The sequence below is a fragment of the Lysobacter sp. A378 genome (assembly GCF_054052125.1).
Map to the genome: position 1 here is coordinate 324,158 of NZ_JBSVRK010000001.1, position 24,151 is coordinate 348,308.

Sequence of the window (24,151 nt, forward strand, 5' to 3'; positions counted from 1 at the left end):
AGGCGCGGGTGCGATTTCGAATGGACACGACACGGAGCAATACCAGCATGGACGCAGGGAGGGCCGCTTGAAGATCGCACGGGGACTGCGCGCGGGTGCGCTGGTGCTGCTGCTGTTCGCGGTGGTCTGGTTCGCGGTTGTGCTGTATTGGCAGGCTGGCGAAATCAATCCTACCGCGGGTGATCTGACGGTATGGCTGCTTGGCTTGCCGCTGGTCTTGCTCGGCGGCTTCTGGCTGCTGCGCCGGCGCAGCCGGCGGGCGACGCAGAAACGCGCCGCGCCACCGGAGGCGGCTGCGGAGGTCGGCATCGAGCCCGTCATCGACAGCGGGCCGCAGCCTGACCGCATCGTGCATCTGCTGGCGGCTTCGGTGTGGCTGCGCGCCGGCAGTGATGCGGCCGGCGTCGCCGCGGCACTGGCCAATCCCGAGCGCCCACCATTGCACCCACGCTTGAAGGACGCGCTCGGCTTGCCGGTGTTTGCCGCCGAAGTCGATGGACTCGACCCCGGTGCGGTCGACACGGCGCTGGCGGCGGTGCTGGCCGACCCTGACACGCGGGACCGGGTGTTCGGCGAAGAGAGCCTGCGCGCGCTGGCGATGCTTGATCCGGTGGCCGAGGAACTGTTGGCCGCGGGGTTGCCGTCGGCGCCAACGGTGTCCGATCTGCTGCCCGCAGGCGGAGGCTTGCATCCGCATGCGATGCACCATTCACGCTCCTCGCGCGCGTCCGCGCCGGCACCTGCCGCGGCAATGCTGCGGGTGCGTCTGCTGCTGCCTGCGACGTGGCCAACGGCGGCGCGCCAAGCCAGTGGCGACTGGTTGCAGGCCAAGGCCCGAGCGATCGGTTTCAATGAAGACCAGTTCCACGTCGAGGTGGCTCCAGCCCATGCCGCCGGCGATGGCTGGCGTCTGCTCGACCAGTTCGCCCAGGCTCAGGCCCACGCGCGAGACGGCGGCGGCGACCGCCTGTTGTTGCTGGCCGCACATTCGGCAATCGCCGAGACCAGCATCGAGCGGCTCGACGCGCGCCACGAGTTGCTGGTAAGCGGCCATCCCGAGGGCCTGATCCCGGGTGAGGGCGCAGCCGGTGTGCTGCTCGGCAATGCGGCACTGCCGCCCGACCCGGATGCGCCACCGCCATTGCGCCTGCACCGGACGCTGCACGGCCGCGCCGGCACTGGCCGTGGCGCCAGCCGGCAGGCGGGTGAGCTGCTGCAGCACGCGCTGACCACCGCCGCTCAGCCGGCCGAGGCGATTGGAGTGGTGCTCAGCGATGCCGACCACCGCCCCAGCCGCGCGATCGAGATCGCCGGCGCGATCTCGGCAACCCTGCCCGCGCTCGACCCGGTCGATGATGCGCGCCACCTCGGCCTGGCTTGCGGCGACCTGGGTGCGGTCGCGCCGCTGGCCCTGCTTGCCGTTGCGGCGGCGCAGGCGGCCAAGGACCAGACGCCGGTGCTGGTGTTCGGTTTGGCCGACGCGCAGGCGCGGGTTGCGCTGGTGCTGTCGCCCTTGCCGTTCGCCGCCGCCGATACCGGCGCCAACTCCCCGGCTCCCCCCGGTTCCACCGAGGCCGCACCCGCGGTCGCGGCCAACGCGTGACGACGATGGGTGTGTTGTAGATGAGCAGCTTCTGGATGAACCTTCGTTATTGGCTGATGGATTACCGCGTGCTCGCCGTGTTGGGCATCGCCGGTGCCGCTGCGATCGCCTATTTCGGCATCGATGGCCTGATGGCGACAGGTGGCTGGCTGCTGGTCGCGGTGATCGCCGCGTTGGCGCTGTGGCTGCTGGTGGTGGTCGTGCGCAAGCTGCTGGCGGTGCGCGCAGCCAAAGGCATCGACGGCATGGTCTCCGGGCAAGCCGACCAGGCCGTGACCGCCGCGCAGCCGGCCGCGCGCGCCGATGCCGAGATCCTGCGCGAGCGCATGGGCGAGGCGGTCAATGCGATCAAGTCGTCCAGGCTCGGCCAGATGAAGGGCCGCGCCGCGCTGTACGAGTTGCCGTGGTACGTGATCATCGGCAATCCTGCCGCCGGCAAGAGCACCGCGATCCTCAATTCTGGCCTGCGCTTTCCGTTCGAGGACAACCGCAGCAACGTCATCCACGGCCTCGGCGGCACCCGCAACTGCGACTGGTACTTCACCACCGAAGGGATCGTGCTCGATACCGCGGGCCGCTACTCGGTCAGCGCCGAGGACCGGCTGGAGTGGCTGACCTTCCTGGACCTGTTGAAGAAAAACCGCCCGCGCGCGCCGATCAACGGCGTCATCATCGCCGCCTCGATCGCCGAGCTGTCGGGCAGCAAGCCCGAGTTTGCGATCGACCTGGCCAAGAACCTGCGCCAGCGCGTGCAGGAGTTGACCGAGCGGCTGGAGGTGCATGCGCCGGTCTACGTCGTGTTCACCAAGGCCGACCTGATCAGTGGGTTCAGCGACTTCTTCCACGGCCTTGACCCGTCGGAACGGGAAAACGCCTGGGGTGCAACCCTGCCGTTCGACCCGACCGGACAGACCGACGCATTGAGCGCCTTCGACAATCACTTCGACCAGTTGTCCGACGGGCTGCGCGAGATGAGCCTGTCGCAGATGGCCATGGCGCGTGGCCGCGAGATTCCGCCGGGGCTGTTGACGATGCCAATGGAGTTCGCCGGCATCAAGCCGGCGCTGCGCACCTTCATCGCCACCTTGTTCGAGGACAACCCGTATCAGTTCAAGCCGGTATTCCGCGGTTTCTACTTCACCAGTGCCCTGCAGGAAGGGGTCGCGGTGCAGCCGGCGTCGGACCGGGTGAGCCGCCAGTTTGGCCTGCAAGCCGGTGCCCATGCCGGCGAATCGATCGCCCCCACCGACAGCAGCCATTTCCTGCTGGGCTTGTTCCGCAAGGTGATATTCGCCGACAGGCAACTGGTGCGGCAGTACGCCAGTCGAAGCCGCACCCGCTTGCGCCACGCTGCATTCCTGGGCGCACTGGTGTTGTTGGCCGCCGGGCTGGCCGGGTGGGCCTGGTCGTACACCGGCAACCAGCAGCTGGTCGCCGATGTCACCGCCGACCTGGACAAGGCGGTCGCACTGCAGGTCGACAAGATCGATCTGGAGTCGCGCGTGCAGGCGCTGCTGGTCCTGCAGGACCGGCTGGAGCAGCTTGAGCGCTATCGCGATGACCACCCTCTGAGCCTGGGTTTGGGCCTGTACCAGGGGCAGGCGATCGAAGCCAAGTTGCGCACCGAGTACTTCGACGGCATGCGTCAGCTGATGCTGGTGCCGGTCGCCAGCAAGCTGGAGGCCTACCTGGGCCAGGTCATTGCCCATCGCAGCGAACTGGGTCCGTCAGCGGCAGCGACCAACGTCGACGTGGAGGCTGGAGCGGTCGTGGCCGGTGAGTCAACCGACGCGCAGCTGTACCAGGACGCCTCCCCGACCGATTCGCAGGATGCCTACAACGCGCTCAAGACCTACCTGATGCTGGGTGATCACGCGCGGGTGGAGAGCACGCACTTCAGCGACCAGGTGACGCGCTTCTGGCGCGGCTGGCTGGAGGCCAATCGCGGGGCCATGAGCCGCGAAGACATGCGGCGCGCGGCCGCTCGCCTGATGACGTTCTACGTGCAGCAATCCGGCCGCGCCGACTGGCCGCAGCTGGAGCTGAAGTACAGCCTTGTCGACGACAGCCGGCAGGCATTGAAGCAGGTCATGCATGGCACCCCGGCGCGCGACCGCGTGTACGCGCAGATCAAGGCGCGCGCGGCGACCCGCTTCAGTCCCGTCACCGTGGCGGCACTGTTGGGGGACAAAGCGGCCGACGGTGCCATCACCGGCAGTCACCAGATTCCGGGGACATTCACCCACAAGGCGTGGCAGGACTATGTCGAAGACGCCATCAGCGAAGCGGCCAATACCGAGCTCAGCGGCACCGACTGGGTGCTGGAGACTACCGTCCGCAATGATCTGACGCTGGCGGGCAGTCCGCAGCACATCGCCAAGGAATTGACCGCGATGTACAAGGACGAGTACGCGCGCGAGTGGCGCAGGTTCCTGCAGGGTGTCAGCGTGGCCCGCTTCGATGATTTCGACGACGCCGTGGCGCAGCTGAACCGGCTTGGCGACCCGCGCAACTCGCCGTTGCGCACATTGCTGGAAGCCGTCCACCGGGAGACCGTGTGGGACAACCCGGCCGCAGCCAGTGCGGCGGCCGGCGCCGCCCGCAGCGGCATCGCCGGTTGGTTCAACCGGGTGATCATGCGCCGCAACCCGACCTCGATACCGGTGGCCATCGACCCGGACACCGGCCAGGAGGTTGCGGCCACCGCCGGTCCGATCGGCCAGCAATTCGACGCACTGGCGCGACTGCTGGTGGAGCGCGACAGCAATCCGGCGCTACTGAACCAGTACTTCGAAGCGCTGGGCAAGGTCCGTAGCCGTTTCAACGCGATCAAGGCCCAGGGCGATCCCGGCCCGGGAGCACGCCAGTTGATGCAGCAGACCCTGGTGGGCGAAGGCTCCGAACTGGCGGCCGTGCTCACGCTGGTCGATGAAAAAATGCTCAATGGGCTGGCCGAGCAACAGCGCGAGACCTTGCGTCCGTTGCTGCTGCGATTGCTGATGCAGAGCTTCACGGCGTTGGTGCAGCCGACCGAAGTCGAGCTCAACCGGATCTGGAACGCGCAGGTCTACCAGCCGTTCCAGGACGGGATCGGCCAACGCTATCCCTACGCCCCGGAAGCGCCGGTGGAGGCCTCGCGCGCCGACATCGAGCAGATCTTCGGCGCGCAAGGTGCAATCGCGAAGTTTGGCCAGACCGGACTGGGGTCGCTGGTAATCCGTCGTGGCAACACCCTGGCCACGCGGCGTTGGGCCGATATCGGCATCAACCTGCGGCCCGAGCTGATTGCCGGCTATGGGCAATGGGTGGGGGCCAGTGCGGCCGGCGAGGGCCCGACGATGGTGTTCCAGGTGTTGCCGCTGGCGGCCAACGGACGCGAGTACACCCTTGCCGTCGATGGCCAGCAACTGCGCTATCGCAACACGCCGCCGCAATGGCATACCTTCCAGTTGCCTGGCCAGGGGGTTCCCGGGGTCCAGATCAGCGCAGTGACCGGTGACGGTCGCAGCGTGCAGGTATTCGATGCGGCCGGCGATGCCGCCACCTCGGCGATGTTCGATGCGGCGAGCAAGACGAGCCTGGGCAAGCAGCATTACCGGCTGAGCTGGGAACGCAATGGTGCCAAGGTTGCCGTCGAGCTGCGCATTGTCAATTCGGTGCAGTCCAATGCCGGTTCCGCGGATTCGGTTGGTTTGCAGCTGCCGGCCTTGGTGGCCGGAGCCGTGTCGGCGGTCAGCACCGGTGCCACGAGCGCCGTTGCCGCTCCGTCCGGAGCCCAGTAATGGTTACCGTGGAGACCGCACTCCCGGTCAGCTATTTTGGCAAGTTGCCCAGTCGCGGCGACTTCGTGCGTACGCCCGACAGCCATCCATTGATGGTGATGCTCGACCGATGGGCCGGACAGGGACTGGAGTTGCTGGCGCGCGACCCGGGCTGGAAACAGCTCTACGACGATGCGCCAGCGATGCATTTCGCGTTCCTGGGCTCGCGCAGCCGATTGGCGATTGGCGGCCACTTCCTGCCCAGTCGCGATAGCTCCCAACGCCGTTTCCCGTTCCTGTCCGCGACCCGGATCGAGGTCGCCCAACCACTGGCATTCATCGGCCGCAGCCCGATGGCGCTGTCGCGGCTTTGGGCCAGCCTGGCACGTCACTCCGCTGAGGCGGTGGCGGCCGACGATGCCAGCGGACCGTTGCGCGCGCTGGCCGAAAGTCGGGCCACCATCCATCCCGATCCGCAGATCTACGAAGCGCCATTCAACGACTTCATCGAGTTGCAGGACATCGACTCATTGCAGGATTTGCTGCGCCAATCGGGTCATCCCGAGCTGCGTCTGCGCTGGTTGTTGCCGGCACTGGGGTTGCTGTTGCAGCCCGTGGTTGCCGGCGGATCTGCGCAGATCGACAAGGCACTGGCGCTGCCGTTGCCACGTGATGCGCTGTATCGGCCACTGGTCGCCGCGTTCTGGCTCGACCTTGTGGCCGGCTTCCTGACGCGGGTCGACGTTGAACTGGCGCTGCTGATGATCGAGGGTGGCGCGATGGAGCCGGGGCCGCGACTGCTGGTCGCCTTCAATGGTGCCGACGGCCGCACCTTGCAGGCGGCGCTGGACCCCCAGCTGGCACGCGAGCAGATCATCCGCGTCGACGATGCGGAATGGGTCGACGACCAGATCGCCGGCGACTATGCCCTCAACAAGCTGGTCAGCTACCTCGATCGCGACGATCTGTCGTTGCGCGCTGCCCGCACGATATTCAATGAGACCTTCCTGGGAACCTGATATGCGCCCACATCCCCGCCCACGACTTGCCACCTTCCTGCTGGGATTTGCCAGCGCGACCCTTGCGTGCGCGAGCCTGGCCGCCACTATGCAGCAGCGGTCGACGCCGGCGGCTCCGGTGGCTCCGGTGGCATCCGCCGCCATAGCATCCACCTCCGATGCGGGCAAGCAGGTCATCGCCGCCGGTACCGTCCCCGATGAGGCGACCCGCGCGGCGATACTGACGCGGCTGGGTGAGCTGTACGGTCCGCAGCGCGTCGTCGACCGGATCGAGGTGGATGCCGTGATCGCCCCGCCCAACTGGCGGGACCGCGTACTTGGCATGCTCGGGCCGCAGCTGCAGCAAGTATCGGCCGGGCAACTGGCCATCGATGGCACCCGTATCCGCGTCAGTGGCCAGGTCGGTAACGAGGCCGCGCGCCAGCAGGTGGCGAGCGCCATCGCCAAAGCAGCCGGCCCGGACTATGTGCTGAAAAATGCGTTGAGCGACGACGGTGACGACAACGGCGGCAGCCTGCAGGCACTCCTGGACGGGGCGCTGGCCGATCGCATCGTCGAGTTCGACAGTGGCAGCGCGACCCTGACCGCCGGCGGCCGCGACATCCTGGATGAGATGGCCGCCGCACTGGCGCAATTGGGCAACCAGCAGGTCCAGGTGATCGGCCATACCGACAGCGTCGGCCCGCGTCAGGCCAACATTGCCCTGAGCCTGCAGCGGGCGATCGTGGTCAAGGCCTACCTGGAGCACCACGGCATCAGTGCCGACAACCTCGGGGTACAAGGCTTCGGGCCGGATCGACCGATCGCCGACAACGCGACCGATGAGGGCCGCTCGCGCAATCGCCGGATCGAGTTCCGGGTGTTGTGACCCGCATCGGCTGACGCTGGCCGGCCCATCCCACTAAACTGTGGTGATGACTATCCGAACGTTTTCCGGCCACACCCCGACCCTTGGCGAGCGCGTCTACGTTGACCCGGCCGCCACCGTCATTGGTGCCGTCAGTCTCGCCGACGACGTTTCCATCTGGCCCGGCTGCGTGCTGCGTGGTGACGTCAATTCGATCCAGGTTGGCGCGCGCACCAACATCCAGGACGGCACCATCGTCCATGTCACCCACGAAGGACCGTTCACCCGTCCCGGCGGCTTTCCCACCGTGATTGCCAACGACATCACCATCGGCCATGGCGCGATCATCCATGCCTGCCAGCTGGATGAGTTCTGCCTGGTCGGGATGGGCGCGATCGTGCTCGACGGTGCGACGGTGTCGCGGTACGGGTTCGTCGGTGCTGGCGCCGTGGTGCCGCCGGGAAAGACCGTTGGCGAAGCGGAGTTGTGGCTCGGCAATCCGGCGCGTTACGTGCGCACGCTGAGCGACCGCGAGATCGAGCAACTGCAGTACAGCGCGCGTCACTACATGGCCTTGAAGGACCAATACCTGCAGCAGGCCAAAGCCTGACCGGAAGTTTCACCGTCCGGGGGGCGCACTCTGGCGCCCCGGTCGCTCGCGTCAGGCGGGGGTAACCGGCACGTTGCTTCCAGCGCGCAGCTCGGCGTAGATCGCATCGCCGTCCGGACGCACGCCGTGCCAGCACTTGAAGCTCTCGGCGGCCTGCTCCACCAGCATTCCCAAGCCATCGATCGTCTGGTCGGCGCCCGCGGCGCGCGCCCAGCTCAGGAATCCGATCGCCGCCTCGCCATAGCCCAGGTCGACCACGTCGCAACGCGGGGCAATCAGGGAGTTGGGTAGCGGTAGCTCGCCACCATCCATGTTCCGGCCGATCGAGGTGGCATTGATGATCAGGTCGAATGCACCCACCGTGCCCAAATCGGAGAAGTTGCGCGGGTGCACCCGGCTGGGTTCGCCCAGCAGGTCGGAGAGTCGATCGGTGCGGGTGTCGGTGCGGTTGACGATGAACAACCCGGCAATGCCGGCGTCGAGCAGGGCCGGAGCCACGCCGTGCGCCACGCCGCCCGCGCCGATCAGTAACACCCGGCGTCCGCGCAAATCCTGGCGGTGCCGATCGGTGAGGTCGCGCACCAGGCCGAGTCCGTCGGTGTTGTCACCCTCCCAGCCGGACTTGGTGCGGATCAACGTATTGACCACCCCACAGCGTCGGGCGCGATCGGTCAGGCTGCCGCAGATTGCGGCCGCGCGGGCCTTGTTCGGCAAGGTGACGTTGGCGCCGACGCCGCCATGGGCGGCAAACTCGACCAGTGCAGCGTCGAAATGCCCGGCATCGGCATCGATCCTGCCGTACTCAAGCGCGATCCCGGTTTGCCGGCCGTAGGCGGCATGGATCAGCGGTGACAGGGAATGTGCGATCGGGTGGCCGATCACGGCGAAGCGGGGAATGGTCATGGTGGCCTCGCTTGATAATGGAGGATGCATTACAGGCAGACGCGCAAAACGACATCGCACGGCCTTGCAAGCAGTCTACTCGCCGCGGTGTCAACGCCGCCGGCGGCGAGTGGCACCAAAAGTCTTCATGACGCTACCGCGCTTCAGGCGGACTCGTGGATCCACCGGGCTGCATCGAGCGCAAAGTAGGTCAGCACGCCATCGGCGCCGGCGCGCCTGATGCTGGTGAGTGCTTCCATCACACAGCCGCGTTCGTCGATCCAGCCGTTGTTCGCAGCGGCCTTCAGCATCGCGTATTCGCCGCTGACCTGGTAAACGAAGGTCGGCACGCCGAACGCATCCTTCACCCGGCGAACGATGTCCAGGTAGGGAAGACCGGGTTTGACCATCACCATGTCGGCACCCTCGTCCAGGTCCAGCGCGACTTCACGCAAGGCCTCGTCCGAGTTGGCCGGGTCCATCTGGTAGGTCTGCTTGTCGGCCTTGCCGAGCGCGGACGCCGAGCCGACGGCGTCGCGGAACGGACCGTAGAACGCGCTGGCGTACTTGGCGCTGTAAGCCATGATGCGGGTGTGGATGTGGCCTTCGGCCTCCAGCGCCTCGCGGATCCGGCCGATCCGGCCATCCATCATGTCGCTGGGTGCGACGATATCGACGCCGGCGGCAGCATGCGACAGCGCCTGTTTGACCAACGCGTCCACGGTGGTTTCGTTCACCACGTAGCCGCTGTCATCCAGCAGCCCGTCCTGGCCATGGCTGGTGTACGGGTCCAGGGCAACATCGGTGATTACCCCGAGCTGCGGGAAACGTTGCTTGAGTGCGCGTACCGCTCGCTGGCACAGGCCATCGTCATCCCATGCCGCCGCGGCATCCAGCGACTTGGCGTCCGGTGCGGTGACCGGGAACAGCGCCAGCGCGGGGATCTTCAGTTCGCTGGCCTGCTCGGCGACCTTCAGCAGCTCATCGATCGACAGCCGCTCCACACCCGGCATCGAGGCGACCGCCTCGCGGCCGGTGAGCTCGTGGACGAAGACCGGGTAGATCAGGTCGTTGCAGGTCAGGACCGTCTCGCGCATCAACCGGCGCGAGAAATCGTCGCGACGCATCCGCCGCGGGCGTACATAGGGATAACTGCTCATGGCCGGCATTTTACGCCAGCGTGCCGGAAAGCGCCGGGTCAGCGCTCGCCAGTCAGAAGAGCCCGCCACCCAGGCTCAGGCGAACGATGGCGACGATGATCACGATACCGTTCATCACCAGCCCGGCCTTCGCCCGGCCACGGTTCTGGCTACGGGTGAACGCAATGCCGATGGCGGCGATGACCGCGCCGACCGCGGCGAACGGAATCAGTAGCCAGTTGGTGATGCCGATGATCGGTATGAGTGCAATCACCATCCAGATCATCGCGACAATGCCCCATAACAGGCTGATCAATCCCATGCTGGTTTCTCCGTGATGCCGTCGCTGGTTCAAGGTGGCCATTGTCGCGCACTGGTCGCCGGCGGGCGAGGATCAAAGGTCATGCGTGCCGTCGATTTCCATTCGCAATTCGCGTCGGCAGATCGTGGCATGCAGGATGATCCGCGGCACGTCCGGTGCCAGCCGTTGCTCCAGCATCGCGGCCATGTGGTCCAGTTCGGCAGGGTCGCGCACGTAGACCTTCAGGTGCGAGCCGGCACCGAAACTGGTCGGCACTCCGGGTCGAAGGCGGCGGGCGGCGCCAATCAGGCTGTCGAAATTGGCCAAGGTCTCGTCGAGCTGGGTCTCGATCGCGTCGGCATGCCGCGACTCGTGGCCGACGATGGCCGCAGTGCCCGACAGCAGCAGCGGCATGGTGCTGCCGGGCGACGGCAGCATTGCGCGAGCGAAGCTGGGCGAACGCGGACCATAGCGGCGCGGGTACTGCCAGGCGCTGATTTGGCGCGGGTTCTCCACCGCGGTTCCGGGCGTCTTCGCCGCCAGCCAGTAGACCTGCAGGCGACGCTGGCCATCGACGCGGCCGATGGCGGTCGCGGCGGGCAGTTGCGCGGCATCGAACTCACCCAGCCCGATGGCGCGGCCGACGCAGAAGCGGCGATAACGCTCGCCATCGCCGTCACCGTCGGTGATCGCGTCCAGGTAGTTCCAGATTCGCAGCAGGTGCGGGTAGCCGCGCCTGGCCGTGAACGCGAGCAGTTCGCGATAGGCGCTCTCGGCGGCGGCACCGATATCCTCACCCGCAGGCTCGTCGATCTCGATGGCACCAAATTGCAGCGCGCCATCCTCGGCCCAGGCCACATCGCCCTCGCGGCCGCGTTGCACGCCAGGGCTGGCGCGCCAGACTTCCAGCGGTGCCTTGCCGAGAGGTTGCAGGCCCACCCGCAGGTAGCGGGGATCGTCATGGCAGGGTGCGGCGTCGCCAAAACCAAACACCGCCAGGGTGTCGTCCGCGGCGAGCAGTTCGGCCAGGTCCTGGTGGACGTAATCGACCGCCAGGCAGGCCGGCGTCGGATGCGGGTGGGAGCCGTGGATCAAGGGTTCAGGGTCGGGCTGGATCATGGCGCCCATGATAGCCGGTGGCCCGTGCACGCCCGTGTGGTTGCGCCGGGGCGCGGCATGCCGGATCGTTACCTCTTTGAATTGTCCTGGAACCTGTCAATGCCCGTACAAACTCCTGCCGAGGCCGCCTTGGCGCAATTGCTGGTTGAAAGCCTGAATCTGGAGGATGTCGAGCCGGCGCAGATCGACCCGCAGGCGCCGCTGTTTGGTGACGGGCTGGGTCTGGACTCGATCGATGCGCTGGAACTGGCCTTGGCGATCAGCAAGGTGCACGGGTTCCAGCTGCGTTCGGACAATGAGGAAAACCGTCGCGTGTTTGCCTCCCTGGCCGCGTTGTCGGCGCATGTCGAACAACACAAAACCGCCTGACCCAGAAACCGTGCTGACGACCTGTCAATGACGGCCCTGGTGGTCGCGCGGTTGGTGCTGGCCGTCGCCTATCCGTTGCTGGCCCATCGCGCCAGCGTCGATGGCGACAACCTGCTGGCGTCGGTGGCGCTGGCCGATCTGGTGCTGGTCGTGCTGCTGGTGCCATTGGTGCGCCTGCGGGGCTGGGCCTGGGCGGTGATGTTGCTGGCCGTGGCCGGGCTGTGGTCGCTTCATGACGGCGACATCCCGGTGTTGTTGCTGCTGGCACCACCAATGCTGTTCACCGCGCTGGTGTCGTGGTGGTTTGGCCGCAGCCTGCGGCCGGGCCGGGTGCCATTGATCAGCCGGATCGCCGCAGCGATGGAAGCCTGCGAGCCCGCTGCGCTGGAACCCCGGCTGCAGCGTTACACCCGTCGGCTTACGCTGGCCTGGGCGCTGTTGCTCGGTACCCTGGCGCTGGCCGATGGCGTGCTGGCGATGATCGCCGTGCCCGACGGCCTGCTGGTCCGCCTCGGCCAGCCGCCGCTGGTCAGCGTGTCGCAGCAGGTCTGGTCGTGGTTCGCCAACCTGCTCGACTACGGCATCATCGGCGCCTTCTTCGCTGGCGAGTACCTGCTGCGCAAGCGCCTGTTCCCGGATGCCCCGTATCGGGGTTTTATTGATTTCCTGCGCCGGATGGCCGCGCTTGGCCCCCGCTTCTGGCGCGACTCATCCTCCTGACCTCCTGACCTCCGGGCCGGCTGGCTTATCCTTGCCGGTCCCATTGCAATCCAGGATTGCTGTGTCGTCGATGCCATTCGTGATCCCGCCTGACCACCCCAGCCTGCCAGGGCATTTCCCCGGCCATGCGCTGGTCCCCGGCGTGGTCGTGCTGGACCGGGTGCTGGATGCGGTCCAGCAACTGCAGCCCGACCTGGAGCTGGCGGGCCTGAGCCTGCCTCGGGTGAAGTTCCTGCAGCCCTTGTTGCCCGGCCAGCCCGCCCGGGTGGAACTGACGCGGTTGGAGTCTGCGGGTTGGCGTTTCCAGGTGGTGCGCGGGGACACCGTGTTGGTCCGGGGCGACCTCATGACCGGAACAGCACGGTGAGCGGACTCTGGCAGCGGCGCCCCGAGGGTGGCAACCGCACTGCGTTGCGGATGATCGCCGCTATCGCTCGTGGTACGGGACGCTGGCCGGCGCGGCTGCTGCTGGTTCCGATCACCGCGTACTTCCTGCTCATGCGTGGCCCGGAGCGCCGCGCGTCACGCGCCTACCTGACCCGGGTGCTGGGCCGGCCCGCCAGACTGACCGAGGTCGCCGGTCATATCCACGCCTTTGCCGCCACCATCCTGGACCGGGTGTTCCTGCTGGGCGGTGAGCTGGATCGCTTCGATGTGCGTGTGCAGGGCGCGTCGGCATTGCTGGACCAGCTCGCGCGCGGCCGTGGTGCGCTGATGTTTGGCTCCCACCTTGGCAGCTTCGAGGTGTTGCGCGTGCTCGCTACCACCCATCCGGAGGTGCAGTTGCGGGTGGTGTTGGATGTCGGCCACAACCCGACCCTGACCGCCTTGCTGGATGCGCTGAACCCCGCTGTCGCACGTACCGTGATCGATGCAGGCCAGGGCGGGCCCTCGGTGTTGCTGGCCATCAAGGAAGCCACCGATGCCGGCGCGCTGGTCGCGCTGCTGGTCGACCGCGTCCAGCCGGGGCAATCCTCGCACCCGGTCGAGTTTCTGGGCGATGTCGCCCGCTTCCCGCTGGCGCCCTGGCAGCTGGCCAGTGTGCTTGATGTCCCGCTGGTGCTGGGTTTCGGGCTGTATCGCGGCGGCAACCGCTACGACCTGGTGTTCGAGGTGCTCAGTGAAGGGCTCTCGATACCCCGCAAGGAGCGCCCTGCCAGGCTGGCCGCCCTCGTTCAGGGTTACGCCAACCGCTTGCAGCACCATGCAGGCATTGCCCCGTACAACTGGTTCAACTTCTATGACTTCTGGCAAGCCGATGATGATGCGATCGATCTCCACCGCCCTGGCACTGACACTGACCGGCGCGTTGCTGCCGGCCATCGCGACGGCTGAGCCGGCCGCGCCGCAGACGGCGGCCAGTCCGGCAACGGCCGCCAACCAGGTGGACAACGACTGGATCCTGGCGCGGCTGGCGCGACCGGCACCGATGCGTACCGCCTTCGTCGAGCTGCGCGAGTCGTCTTTGCTGAAGAGCCCATTGCGGCTCAGCGGCGAGTACCGCCGGCCGGCGGACGGCGTGTTGGTACGTGAGGTGCGCGCGCCCTACGCGGAAACCACCACCATTACCGCGGGCGAGGCGACTCTCGAGCGCGCCGGGAAATCGCCACGTACGTTCTCGTTGAGCCGGGCCCCGGAGCTGGCCAGCCTGCAGGCAAGTTTTGGTGCGCTGTTGTCCGGTGATCACACCACGCTGCAGCAACTTTATGCCGTCACCAGTGACGGCACCCGCCAGCAATGGACGATGACCATGGTGCCGAAGGACCCGCAATTGGCCGGGAAGCTGCGCGATATCACCCTGTATGGCCAAGGCGCGGAGCTGCGCTGCATCGAGACCCGGACCACCGCCGACCCGGCGCCGCAACGCACCTTGTTGGCGGGCGCCGCACGCGACGCGGTGGGTGTCGACGATGCCGCCGGTCTGGCCAGGCTATGCCACCACAGCAGCGCGGCGGCGCAATGAGTCCGCAACGATGAGCGCTGCGTGGCGGTTGGGGTGGGCGCTGGCGTGGCTGGCGCTGTTGCTGGCGGCGGGCTGGTGGGTCGGCCAGCACCTGCAGCTCAGCGGCGACCTGCGCAAGTTCATGCCCGAGGCGCGCACGCCCGAGCAGAAGATGTTGATTGATGAGCTTGGCGAAGGTCCAGGTTCGCGTTTGTTGTTGCTGGCACTGTCCGACGATGACCCACAGGCACTGGCGCGACAGTCCACCGCGTTGCGGCAGGTGCTGGCCGGCGATGAGCAGTTCAGCCTGGTTGCCAATGGCGGCGTGGCCGGGTTGGAGGCGATCCCGGAGCGGTTGCGACCTTATCGATACCTGCTGTCCGACACCCTCGACTCGCAGCCGCTGGATGAGGACTACCTGGCCGAGCAGCTGCAGGCGAGGGTGCAGGATCTGGGCTCGCCGGCAGCCGCGCTGATCGAGCCGCTGCTGCCGGCCGATCCGACCCTGGAAATCCTCGCACTGGCGGAGGACTGGCAACCCGAAAGCGCACCGCGGCGCCTGCACGGAGTGTGGTTCGATCAAGCCGGCGAACGCGCCTTGCTCGCGGTGCAAACGCAGGCGGCGGGGTTCGACCCAAGCGGACAGCAGGCGGCGGTGACCGCGATCGAACACGCGTTAGCACAGGTTCGTGGTGACAGTCCGGCGCGGCTGGTGATGACCGGTCCCGGCGCTTTCTCGGTCGAGGTCGGCGGACGCACCAAACGTGAGGCCAGCTTGATCGGCACCCTGGACGGGCTGGTGTTCGCGCTGCTGCTGCTGCTCGCCTACCGCAGCTGGAAGGCACCACTGCTGGGTGCATTGCCGCTGGCCAGCGGTGGGCTGGCCGGTCTGGCTGCGGTCGCGTTGGGGTTTGATGGGGTGCACGGGATCACCGTGGCATTCGGCTTCACCCTGATCGGCGTCGCCCAGGACTATCCCATCCACCTGATCAGCCACCAGCGGCCCGGTTTGTCGCCGTGGGACAACGCGCGTGAGTTGTGGCCAACCCTGGGCACCGGCGTGGTTGCGACCTGCATCGCCTACCTGACCTTCCTGGTATCGGGCGTGGAAGGCCTGAAGCAGCTGGCGGTGTTCACCATTGCCGGTCTCGGTGTTGCCGCGCTGGCGACGCGTTTCCTGCTGCCGGGCCTGATCGATACCGCCGAGAACGGCGGAAATCCATACGATGCCGCGGCTTCACCGACCATGGCGCTGTTATGGCGACGGTTCTCGGGCTGGCCGCGGATGGGCGTGGTGTCATGCGTCTTGCTGGCGCTCGTGGCCGCTGCCGTCGCCGGATTCGCTCCGGGGTCGTTCTGGCAGAACGACCTGTCCAGGTTGACCCCGGTGCCGGAGCACCTGCTGGCCCTGGATGGCGAGCTGCGCGGCGAGCTGGGTGCTCCCGACGTGCGCTACCTGGTGACCCTGCAGGCCGATGACACCGAATCGGTCCTGCAGGCTTCCGAGCGCCTGCAACCGGTACTGCGGCAGTTGCGCGACGACGGGCTGGTGCAGGGGTTCGAGCTGGCCGCACGCTACCTGCCCAGCGCCGCTACCCAACGCGCGCGCCAGGCGCGGCTGCCCGACGCCACCGTCCTGGAGGCAACGCTGGAAGAGGCGGTGGCGGCCAGTCCCTTCCGAAGCGACGTCTTTGCGCCGTTCCTGGCGGATGTGGCGGCGGCACGCGTTGCGCCACCGTTGACGGTCGATGATCTGGCCGGGACGCCGCTGGCGGCGAGCGTCGAGGGCTTGCTGGTGCGCGGCGATGGGCATGTCACGGCCCTGGTCGCCCTCAGCGGGCTGACCGATCCGGTTGCCGTCGCCCGCGCGATCGAACCGCATGGCGCGACGTTGCTGGACCTCAAGCAGGCGTCCGAGTCACTGGTGGCCGAGTACCGCGAGCGTCTGTTGTGGGCGTTGGCGTTGGCCGCGGTGCTGTTGATTGCCACCGTGTGGGCGGCGCTGCGTGACTGGCGCCGGGCGTTGCGCGTGGTCGCGCCGATGGCCCTGGCCACGTTGCTGCTGCTGGCGGTGTTGCGCGGGCTGGGCGTGGAGCTGAACCTGTTCCACCTGGTCGCGCTGATCCTCGCCGCCGGGCTGGGCCTGGACTACGGATTGTTCTTCGATCACGCCGGGGACGATCGCGACAGCCAGCTGCGCGCGCTGCATGCGATCGTGGTGTGCAGCCTGGCGACGCTGCTGGTGTTTGCGCTGTTGGCCAGCTCCAGCATCCCGGTGTTGCGTGCGATCGGCAGTACCGTGGCGATGGGCGTGTTGTTCAATTTCGTGCTGGCGTTGTTGATAGTGCGCCAGGACGCAACCGGCAAACCGTCGGTGGCAACGTCACGGGACCTGGCGCGGAGTCGCCTGTGAGCCGCCTGTGAGCCGGCCCGTCGAGCGCGACCAGATTGCCCGCCTGATCCCGCACCAGGGCCAGATGTGCCTGTGGGACGAGGTGCTGGACTGGGACGCGGACGTCATCCATCTGCGCACCGCGCGCCATCGCGATCCCGCCCACCCGCTGCGCAGCCACGACTGCCTGCGTGCGATCCATCTGTGCGAATACGGCGCGCAGGCGATGGCGGTGCATGGCGGGCTGCTGGCGCAACTCGCCGGCGCAATTGCTCGCCCGGGCATGCTGGTGGCCCTGCGTGCGGTGGAATTGCAGGTTGCCCGGATCGACCGGCTTGAAGGCGATCTGGAAGCCGAGGCGCGACTGCTGATCGGCGGCGACAGCGGCTGGCAGTACAGCTTTCGGATCAGCCACGCTAGTGTTCTGCTGGCCGAAGGACGTGCGGCGGTGATGCCACAGTCGCGAACTTCGCGCTAGTGGCTAAGACTTGCCGTAGTTTTGCTGAAGCACCACTTGCAAGCTTTTTTCCGAGTCGGAGGCTAGCAAGCGTGGCACTGCATCTACTGCGAGAAGAGCCGACCTGGCAAAGGTCGGCTCTGTTTACATCTACGCGCGGCGGCAGCTATTAACCATCATGGCGCGATGACTGCATATGCTCGTGCGATGGCGGAAGCGAGCATTGAAGCTGCCTCCTCGCAAGTATCCGCAGTCACGGATATGGTGATCCCGGTCCCACCCGGAATGCTTACCGTCGCAGTCATAGTGCAGCTGGTTGCACCTTGAGCACCAAATTGCGTTCCAGTGCGAGCGCCAACAGTCCTACTTGTCTGTTTTATTTCGACATTCGATACGGTGGCGTTGTATTTCGAAGCCTCTCTCTGCAGCTCCTGGGTTAGCGAGTCAATGCTGATACTTTGCGCCTGCGGGGAGCCGGCAGCCAAAGCGGAGGGTGTGAAGGTAAAGCTGGCGCATAACGTGATAACAAGTGCCAATGAGAGTGATTTGAGCGATTTCAGAAGCATCCTTATCCTCCTGCTCTATACGTGACTTGAGTGCCACTCTGTACGGCTATCATGAGCGAGATTAAAAACCTGTTAAATATGCGTTATTCATTGAATATCTTCACATGCAATTTGCATTACGAGGGCGGTTTCAAGGTCCTGTGACGTCTTTCCCCCTATCCACGACCTCCCTGGAGAAAAAAGCCTCCCGAGAGACTTGTTCAACGCGCTCAATTGTAAAACGAGCATTGCCGTGCAATCACCGTCCGTTGCCATCCGCATCGTCCGGAACCGCGCGTTCGACGCGGTGCTACGACGCTAGAGGCTTAATGTTGCGGTCTTTCCGCCTCTAGGCGCGACACGCCTTTTGTGCGTTTCCAGCGGCCTGCCAGTCCCGGTCGGCCTGTTCCCAAGTGGGTCACAAGAGCTAACGTGGCTTCTGCGCATGTTCTCTGCCGTCTCCTCGTGGAAGCCCTTTTTTGGTGGACAATCTGTGGTCGGCAAGTCATTCGCCGTACGAGACGGATAAGGAGACTCCTCATCACTGAACCATACATTCCGCGTCGTGCACTGGTCACTGGCGGCAGTGGCGATATCGGCAGCGCGATCTGCGCGCGGCTGGCGGCCGATGGCCTGCATGTCATCGTCCATGCCAATGCCAACCTCGAGCGCGCGGCCCAGGTGGTCGCGGCGATCCACCACGAAGGCGGCAGCGCGCAGGCGGTCGGCTTCGATGTCACCGACGGTGCCGCGACGCGCACGGCGATCGATACCTTGCTGCTCGATGGCCCGATCCAGGTGGTGATCAACAATGCGGGTATCCATGACGACGCGCCGATGGCCGGGATGGACGAGGAGCAGTGGCGACGGGTGATCGACGTATCCGTGCATGGTTTCTTCAACGTCACCCAACCGCTGCTGCTGCCGATGGCACGCACGCGTTGGGGCCGGGTCGTCAGCGTGTCCTCGGTCGCCGCGGTATTGGGAAACCGCGGCCAGTGCAACTATGCCGCCGCCAAGTCGGCACTGCATGGCGCCAGCAAATCCCTGGCCCGGGAGATGGCCAGCCGCGGGATCACCGTCAACGTGGTCGCGCCGGGAGTGATCGAAGGTCGTATGGCTGACCAGGCGTTTGCACCGGAGATGATCAAGCAGATGGTCCCCGCCGGCCGCGCCGGGCAACCCGCCGAGGTCGCCGCCCTGGTCGGCTTCCTGTGCTCGCGGGATGCCGGCTACATCAATGGCCAGGTCATCGGCGTTAATGGCGGGATGGGCTGATCAGGGCGATACTCAAATCAACTGTGTCCACTCGGGCGACCCCGAGGAGTTTCGCCATGCGAATGAAGACTGCGCTCGTTGTGTGCCTTGCGCTGGCTGCCAGTGGCTGCGCCAGCACCTCCAAGGTCATGCTTGGTCCGGCCCGCCCGGCCATCGCGCCGGCCCAGGTCCGGGTCTATTTCTCCCCGCCGCCGGGGCGTTATGAGGAGATTGCGATCCTGGAGACCTCCAGCGGTGGCTTCACCTATGGCGAGCAGAACAAGATGAACGCGGTGATCGGCAAGCTGCGGGTGGCCGCGGCCGCCCTGGGCGCCAACGGCGTGCTGTTTCAAGGCGCGGCGGAAGGCTACGGCGGCAGCAACGTCGGCATCGGGGTCGGCAGTGGCCGCTTTGGCGGTCGCAGCCACGTCACTGGCGGCATCGGGGTGGATATCAGCCCGACCCAGAAGCACGCGGCCGGGATAGCGGTCTACGTGTTCAATCCACCGCCGGTGCAGTCGCGCCCGATCGTTCCTGCGGATTGATTGCTGGCGCTGTTCCGTACCAGAACGGCTCCAGCATCGGCGCGCTGTCATCGTCGATCCTGCCTTTGTTGATCGCGCCGCCCAGCAGCGCAGTCAGTCCGTGGTCGTCAATGTGCGGGTACTCGCTGCGCGCCCGCGCCAGCAACTGGGTCGCCAACCGCGTCATCAACGCGACGTTTTCGCCCACGCGGGCGACGAAGGGGTCGTCGTCCAGCTCGTCGCTGATCGCGGCGTTGATGCGGCGGAACCAGTCGATCGGGTACTGGTCCAGGTCGCGGCCATCCAGCGGGCCGTTGATGCTGCTGGATTGCCCGGCGTTGCGCTCGCCCCACCCACGCAGCAGCGGTTGCATGGCCGCGTTGAGCGAGCTGGCGCGCTCCAGCGTTCCGCGCAGCCGGCCCAGTATCGGTAGCGCCGTGAGTCGCGCGCTGATGAACAGCGGCGCCAGTACCGACCAGTAATAGGTGTAGTCCCAGATCACCTTCAGCGGCATCACCCGGGCATCGCCGAACAACGGGTACTGGTCCTGGTACAAAGTCAGGGTGCTGCGGTAGAACGAGAAGTACAGCTGCTGGTAGATCTCCGCGTGAGCGGCGAATGGCTGGCCAGCGCGATCCTTGCCGATCAGGTCGCAGACGTAGCTGTTGCTGATCGCGATGAAGTCGCTGCCGGGCGAATAGAACGGGTCCAGGAACACCCCGGCGACGCCGGTGATCGCCCAGCGGTCGGCACTGAACACCTGTGTGCAGCCGTGCGAGAAGTGACGCAGGAACTTGAAGTCCTGTACGCGATGCTTGTCCTGCCCCAGCGCCTGGGCCATCCGCGGCTGGTGCTCGGCCAGCCAGGCCATCGCCTTGTCGTGGGTATTCATGGTCGCCAGTGGATGCATCCGCGCATCGCACACGATGCCCAGCGAGTGCGAGTCGGACGACAGCGGAATCAGCCAGAACCAATAGCCCGGGCCACACATGTGGTTGGTCGACTGCCAGCGCAGTGGCGGCTTGCAGCGTTGCAACCACGCCTCGTTGCTGGACCAGTCGGCGGGATCGACATGGCCGTCCACGCGCCACCAGGCCGCGTTGACGTCGTGGTCGTTGGGCTCGGCCAGGCCAAGTTTGTGCTTGAGCAGCCCGGCGCGCCCGCTGGCGTCGACCAGCCAGCGCGCCTGCAACGAGTCGCTGCTGCCAGCATGCTCGAAGCGCACGGCATGCGGTTGGTCACTCCCGCCCATTTCGATTCCACGCACCACCGTGCCATCGCGAAAATCCACCCCGAGGCTGCGCGCGTGCAGGCCCAGATAGTTTTCGAACCGGCCGCGGTCGAGCTGCCAGGACGGTGCCGGCAGGAACTCGCTGATTCCCAGCTCGGTGCAGCGGTCCACTTCCTGGCGGCCCTCGCTGAAGAAGAACCGGAATCCGAACTTCCGGATGTGCTCGCGATCCAGGTAGTCGTGCAAGCCGAGCACTTCGGCAAAATAATGCGCGGCAATTTCGACGGTGGATTCGCCGACCTTGAACGCCGCCTCGCGCACCGGATGGGTGTTGCGCTCCAGCACCGTCACCTGGATATCGGGGTCACGCTGCTTGAGTTGTATCGCCAGGCACAAGCCTGCAAGTCCTCCGCCCAGGATCACCACGTCGGTGATGGCGGGTTGGCTCATGAGCTGGCTGTCTGCGGCGCTGGTGCGCTGACGAACTCGCCAGTCGGGTCGTGGATCAGCGGCGGGTTGGCGCGGATACGGCGGTAGGTCGCTGGCATCTGCAGTGGGTGCAGCGACTGGCGCACGATGTGCACGGTGATCCGGGTGAAGTCGCGCAGCGGCCGGAAATGGCTGCGGCGGAACGATTCGGTCGGCGGAAGATGATCGGCTCCGGCTCCCGGCGCCGCGCACTGGTAGCGTGATTCGATCGGCACCGACACGCAACGTGCACCCAGCTCGCGTGCCGCCGAGATCAGGATCTGGGCTTCGAACACGAAGTCGTCACCGGGCACGTCGTCCAACGCGGCCACCGCCGCCGGATACAGGCGCTGGCCGCTCTGGCTGTCGGCGACCTGGTAGCCGGTGCCCCAGGCAATGCCCCAGTCGCCGAACGCATTCGCCAGCCGCCGGTAACGGGGTTGTCGGGCGCGTTTGCGCATCCGCGCAGCGATCACGATGTGGTCGGGGTAGCGGTTGGCGGCATCGATCAGTCGCGGGATGTCGCTGGCGCTGTGCTGGCCGTCGCCGTCCATCGTCACGATCGCCTTGGCGCCCAGTCGCAGCGCCTCCTGGAACCCGTCGCGCAAGCTGGCGCCCTTGCCGAGGCGAGACGGGTGGCGCAGTACCGTGATGGGCAACCCGGCGACCCGGGCCAGGGTCTCGTCGTCGGAACCATCGTCGACCAGGATCACGTTGCGGCACTCGGCCAATGCTCCCTCAACCACCCCGCGGATGCGCAAGGCCTCGTTGAGCGCTGGGATCACCACGGCGATGTTGTTGCGATCCAGGCGTTCAGCCATGCGCAGCCTCCGGTGGGACGATCGTGACCTGCAGTATCCGTCCCGGCCCGGCATTCAGCGTGACGACGGGCTGACCGGTGGCAAGCGCATCAAACAGCGGCAGCGCCGGCGCCATCGCGTTGGCGGCCGAATGACGTGCGAGCGCACCGGTTGCGACGGGCGCGTCGCCATCGATGAATGCGACCTGGATCCGCGGCGCACCCGGCTGCGGATCGCGTGACAGCAACAGCGCACCACCCAACACCCCTTCGCTGCGCGAGACCTCGGCCAGTGGGCCGGTCGTGGCGCTGTCATAGCCGACCAGCAACACCGCCTCCTCGCCAGTGGCCAGTTGCACCAGCGCCTCCAGCAGGCCCTGGGCGAAGGTGGCATCGAAGGCGCTGATCGCGGTAGTCGGCTGCATCGCGCCGGTACCGATGGTCCAGTAGCCGGCGGCCGCGTTGTGCACCGAGTTGTGGAAACGGGTCGGCGAAATCGTCTCGGGCTGGTTGGCGAGGGTCGCGCACATGTAGTCGGTGATTGCCAGCTCGCCGTGGGTGGAGGCAAACACCGACGGCAGCTCGGCCGGATCACGCCCGGCGGCCTGGCAGGCGGCCAATGCCACCTCCAGTGCCACCGCGACGGTGCCTGGCGCGCGCCGGCGCTCGTTGGGCGCGAGCAACTGTGGTGATGGACGTTTGGGGGCCGTGGCCGGCCGCGTTCCGTCGGCAACGAACGCGCACGCGGCGTCCCAGGACGGCAATCCATCGGCCCAGAACCCGATGCCCTCGATGGTAGCGGTGAGCGGGCGGGTCATGACCGGCCGAATACCAGCGAGCAGTTGTTGCCGCCGAAGCCGAACGAATTGTTCATCGCGTGGGAAAGCGAAGACGCGGCCCCAGCGTGGGCATTGTCGAAGCGGATCTGGGCACCGCAGGCCGGATCGGGCGTGTCGCTGTTCAGCGTGCCCGGCAGCAATCCGTGCTCCAGTGCGAGCAGGGCGAACACCGACTCGACGATGCCGGCCGCGCCCAGGGTATGGCCGGTCCAGCCCTTGGTCGAGCTGGCATGCAGGGTGGCCGGGAAGATCGCATCCACCGCCGCCGCTTCGATGCCGTCGTTGGCCGGCGTCGCCGTGCCGTGCAGGTTGAGGTAGCCGACCTGCACGGCATCGATCCCGGCGCGGGCCAGTGCATCGCGCATCGCGTACTGCGCCCCCAGACCTTCGGGGTGCGGACTGGACATGTGGTGGGCATCGCTGGATTCGCCATAGCCGCGCAGCTGCAAGCCGGTCTCGCCGGGTTGCGCGCGCTCCAGCAGTGCGAAACCACCCGCTTCCCCGAGTGACAGGCCGCGGCGATTCGCATCGAACGGCTTGCACGGATCCGGCGACACCACCTGCAGCGAACCGAAGCCATACAACACGCTGCCGCACAGGGTATCCACGCCGCCGACCAGGGCCGCATCGACCAGCCCTGCCTGGATCAGTCGCGCGGCCTGGGCAAACACCTTGGCGCTGGACGAGCAGGCGGTGGCAACGGTGACGCAGGGTCCGCGCAGGCCGGTGGCGTGGCGGACGAAGTCGGTCAACGAATGCACGGTGTGGACGATGGGACGTTCCATGTCGGCAGGGAAGTGCGAGCTGCCGTCGGCCCCGGTTTCCAGTCGCCGGTAGGCCTCCTCGCTGGCACCGATGCTGGAGGTCGACGTGCCCAGTACCAACGCGATCCGTTCGGCGCCATGCTTTGCGATTGTCTCTGCCAGCGCGTCCGGCAGGCTGTCTTGCTGCAACGCGAGCCAGGCCAGGCGGTTGTTGCGGCACTCCCAGTTGGCGAATGCCGGCGGCAACGGCGCATCTTCCAGCCCATCGACGCGACCGATCCAGCACGGCAATGGCTGGCCGTCGGTCAGCGGGCCGAAATCGTTTTGGCGCAAGCCGCTGCGGCGTTCAAGCAGGGCCGAGCGCTGGGCCTGGATGCCGCAACCCAGTGCGGTGGTCGCGGTCCAGGCACGCAGCGCAAGCGGCGTCATCGGGGCAGGGGAGCGGGGCGAGATGGAGGCTGGCGACACTCGGAGATCCTGTAAGCGGGTTGGGTGGTCGATCGCTCGCGTCGTACAGCGCGCGAGTATAAGCGGCACCCGCCGAGCGCGGCATGATGGTTCCG

At 66.7% G+C, this 24,151-nt stretch carries 23 protein-coding genes; 14 read left to right on the top strand and 9 right to left on the bottom strand.

Translation table 11 applies throughout. The features are described 5' to 3' along the window. Nucleotides 1–67: 67 nt before the first annotated feature. From ACW7G1_RS01400 to ACW7G1_RS01420, 5 genes are read left to right on the top strand one after another with little or no spacing between them, the layout of a single operon-like run. Nucleotides 68–1,603: a hypothetical protein gene (locus tag ACW7G1_RS01400; protein WP_456977985.1), complete on the top strand. Its 1,536-nt coding sequence runs from the start codon at nucleotides 68–70 to the stop codon at nucleotides 1,601–1,603. 35 nt (nucleotides 1,604–1,638) lie between these two features. Then, nucleotides 1,639–5,385 carry a type VI secretion system membrane subunit TssM gene (gene tssM / locus ACW7G1_RS01405; RefSeq protein WP_456977986.1) on the top strand — a complete coding sequence of 1,249 codons (3,747 nt, stop codon included), beginning with the start codon at nucleotides 1,639–1,641 and terminating at the stop codon, nucleotides 5,383–5,385. Next, the gene (gene tagF, locus ACW7G1_RS01410) at nucleotides 5,385–6,383 is read left to right on the top strand and encodes a type VI secretion system-associated protein TagF (RefSeq protein ID WP_456977987.1); all 999 of its coding nucleotides are present in this window, start codon (nucleotides 5,385–5,387) and stop codon (nucleotides 6,381–6,383) included. The genes tssM and tagF overlap by 1 nt, the downstream gene beginning before the upstream one ends. 1 nt (nucleotide 6,384) lies before the next feature. After that, a complete protein-coding gene (locus ACW7G1_RS01415; RefSeq protein ID WP_456977988.1) occupies nucleotides 6,385–7,251 on the top strand; it encodes an OmpA family protein in 867 nt (288 codons plus the stop codon). Between the two features lie 43 nt (nucleotides 7,252–7,294). Then, entirely contained in the window at nucleotides 7,295–7,840 is a 546-nt protein-coding gene (locus tag ACW7G1_RS01420; RefSeq protein WP_456977989.1) for a gamma carbonic anhydrase family protein, read from the top strand. Between the two features lie 51 nt (nucleotides 7,841–7,891). On the opposite strand, the gene aroE is transcribed toward ACW7G1_RS01420, so the two are convergent. The 4 genes from aroE to ACW7G1_RS01440 all read right to left on the bottom strand — a co-directional run bounded on the left by aroE (nucleotide 7,892) and on the right by ACW7G1_RS01440 (nucleotide 11,281). After that, nucleotides 7,892–8,743 (bottom strand): shikimate dehydrogenase, encoded by an 852-nt coding sequence (gene aroE / locus ACW7G1_RS01425; RefSeq protein WP_456977990.1) that lies wholly within the window; start codon nucleotides 8,741–8,743, stop codon nucleotides 7,892–7,894. 143 nt (nucleotides 8,744–8,886) lie between these two features. Next, entirely contained in the window at nucleotides 8,887–9,882 is a 996-nt protein-coding gene (gene hemB, locus ACW7G1_RS01430; RefSeq protein ID WP_456977991.1) for a porphobilinogen synthase, read from the bottom strand. A 52-nt stretch (nucleotides 9,883–9,934) separates the two neighbouring features. Next, nucleotides 9,935–10,183, bottom strand: a complete 249-nt coding sequence (locus ACW7G1_RS01435) for a hypothetical protein (RefSeq protein WP_456977992.1) — start codon at nucleotides 10,181–10,183, stop codon at nucleotides 9,935–9,937. Nucleotides 10,184–10,255: 72 nt separating this feature from the next. Next, complete coding sequence (locus ACW7G1_RS01440) at nucleotides 10,256–11,281, bottom strand: chorismate transformation enzyme, FkbO/Hyg5 family (RefSeq protein WP_456977993.1); 1,026 nt, start codon at nucleotides 11,279–11,281, stop codon at nucleotides 10,256–10,258. Nucleotides 11,282–11,380: 99 nt separating this feature from the next. Between ACW7G1_RS01440 and ACW7G1_RS01445 the strand changes: the two genes are divergently transcribed. The 7 genes from ACW7G1_RS01445 (at nucleotide 11,381) to ACW7G1_RS01475 (ending at nucleotide 17,182) form a co-directional block, all read left to right on the top strand. Then, nucleotides 11,381–11,650, top strand: coding sequence for a phosphopantetheine-binding protein (locus tag ACW7G1_RS01445; protein ID WP_456977994.1), 270 nt, complete (start codon nucleotides 11,381–11,383; stop codon nucleotides 11,648–11,650). A 27-nt stretch (nucleotides 11,651–11,677) separates the two neighbouring features. Next, the gene (locus ACW7G1_RS01450) at nucleotides 11,678–12,370 is read left to right on the top strand and encodes a ketosynthase (protein ID WP_456977995.1); all 693 of its coding nucleotides are present in this window, start codon (nucleotides 11,678–11,680) and stop codon (nucleotides 12,368–12,370) included. Between the two features lie 70 nt (nucleotides 12,371–12,440). Continuing rightward, nucleotides 12,441–12,737 carry a hypothetical protein gene (locus tag ACW7G1_RS01455; protein WP_456977996.1) on the top strand — a complete coding sequence of 99 codons (297 nt, stop codon included), beginning with the start codon at nucleotides 12,441–12,443 and terminating at the stop codon, nucleotides 12,735–12,737. Then, entirely contained in the window at nucleotides 12,734–13,705 is a 972-nt protein-coding gene (locus tag ACW7G1_RS01460; protein ID WP_456977997.1) for an acyltransferase, read from the top strand. The genes ACW7G1_RS01455 and ACW7G1_RS01460 overlap by 4 nt, the downstream gene beginning before the upstream one ends. After that, nucleotides 13,632–14,333 (top strand): LolA-related protein, encoded by a 702-nt coding sequence (locus tag ACW7G1_RS01465; RefSeq protein ID WP_456977998.1) that lies wholly within the window; start codon nucleotides 13,632–13,634, stop codon nucleotides 14,331–14,333. The genes ACW7G1_RS01460 and ACW7G1_RS01465 overlap by 74 nt, the downstream gene beginning before the upstream one ends. A gap of 10 nt (nucleotides 14,334–14,343) precedes the next feature. Next, on the top strand, nucleotides 14,344–16,725 hold the full coding sequence (locus ACW7G1_RS01470) for an MMPL family transporter (RefSeq protein ID WP_456977999.1): 2,382 nt from the start codon (nucleotides 14,344–14,346) through the stop codon (nucleotides 16,723–16,725). Between the two features lie 64 nt (nucleotides 16,726–16,789). Beyond that, on the top strand, nucleotides 16,790–17,182 hold the full coding sequence (locus ACW7G1_RS01475) for a phosphotransferase (protein ID WP_456978804.1): 393 nt from the start codon (nucleotides 16,790–16,792) through the stop codon (nucleotides 17,180–17,182). 155 nt (nucleotides 17,183–17,337) lie between these two features. Here the strand turns inward: ACW7G1_RS01475 and ACW7G1_RS01480 are convergent, their stop codons facing one another. Beyond that, a complete protein-coding gene (locus ACW7G1_RS01480; RefSeq protein ID WP_456978000.1) occupies nucleotides 17,338–17,727 on the bottom strand; it encodes a hypothetical protein in 390 nt (129 codons plus the stop codon). Nucleotides 17,728–18,246: 519 nt separating this feature from the next. On the opposite strand from ACW7G1_RS01480, the gene fabG reads away from it, so the two are divergent. Both fabG and ACW7G1_RS01490 read left to right on the top strand, forming a co-directional pair. Further along, nucleotides 18,247–18,984, top strand: coding sequence for a 3-oxoacyl-ACP reductase FabG (gene fabG, locus ACW7G1_RS01485; RefSeq protein ID WP_456978805.1), 738 nt, complete (start codon nucleotides 18,247–18,249; stop codon nucleotides 18,982–18,984). A 56-nt stretch (nucleotides 18,985–19,040) separates the two neighbouring features. Continuing rightward, entirely contained in the window at nucleotides 19,041–19,508 is a 468-nt protein-coding gene (locus tag ACW7G1_RS01490) for a hypothetical protein (protein WP_456978001.1), read from the top strand. Here the strand turns inward: ACW7G1_RS01490 and ACW7G1_RS01495 are convergent. The 4 genes from ACW7G1_RS01495 to ACW7G1_RS01510 are packed head-to-tail and all read right to left on the bottom strand — an operon-like array spanning nucleotide 19,462 to nucleotide 24,017. Continuing rightward, the gene (locus ACW7G1_RS01495) at nucleotides 19,462–21,168 is read right to left on the bottom strand and encodes an NAD(P)/FAD-dependent oxidoreductase (RefSeq protein WP_456978002.1); all 1,707 of its coding nucleotides are present in this window, start codon (nucleotides 21,166–21,168) and stop codon (nucleotides 19,462–19,464) included. The genes ACW7G1_RS01490 and ACW7G1_RS01495 overlap by 47 nt on opposite strands. After that, a complete protein-coding gene (locus ACW7G1_RS01500; RefSeq protein ID WP_456978003.1) occupies nucleotides 21,165–22,007 on the bottom strand; it encodes a glycosyltransferase family 2 protein in 843 nt (280 codons plus the stop codon). Before ACW7G1_RS01500 ends, ACW7G1_RS01495 begins: the two co-directional genes overlap by 4 nt. Beyond that, entirely contained in the window at nucleotides 22,000–22,803 is an 804-nt protein-coding gene (locus tag ACW7G1_RS01505) for a beta-ketoacyl synthase chain length factor (RefSeq protein WP_456978004.1), read from the bottom strand. The genes ACW7G1_RS01500 and ACW7G1_RS01505 overlap by 8 nt, the downstream gene beginning before the upstream one ends. Continuing rightward, the gene (locus ACW7G1_RS01510; protein ID WP_456978005.1) at nucleotides 22,800–24,017 is read right to left on the bottom strand and encodes a beta-ketoacyl-[acyl-carrier-protein] synthase family protein; all 1,218 of its coding nucleotides are present in this window, start codon (nucleotides 24,015–24,017) and stop codon (nucleotides 22,800–22,802) included. The genes ACW7G1_RS01505 and ACW7G1_RS01510 overlap by 4 nt, the downstream gene beginning before the upstream one ends. Nucleotides 24,018–24,151: the final 134 nt, after the last annotated feature.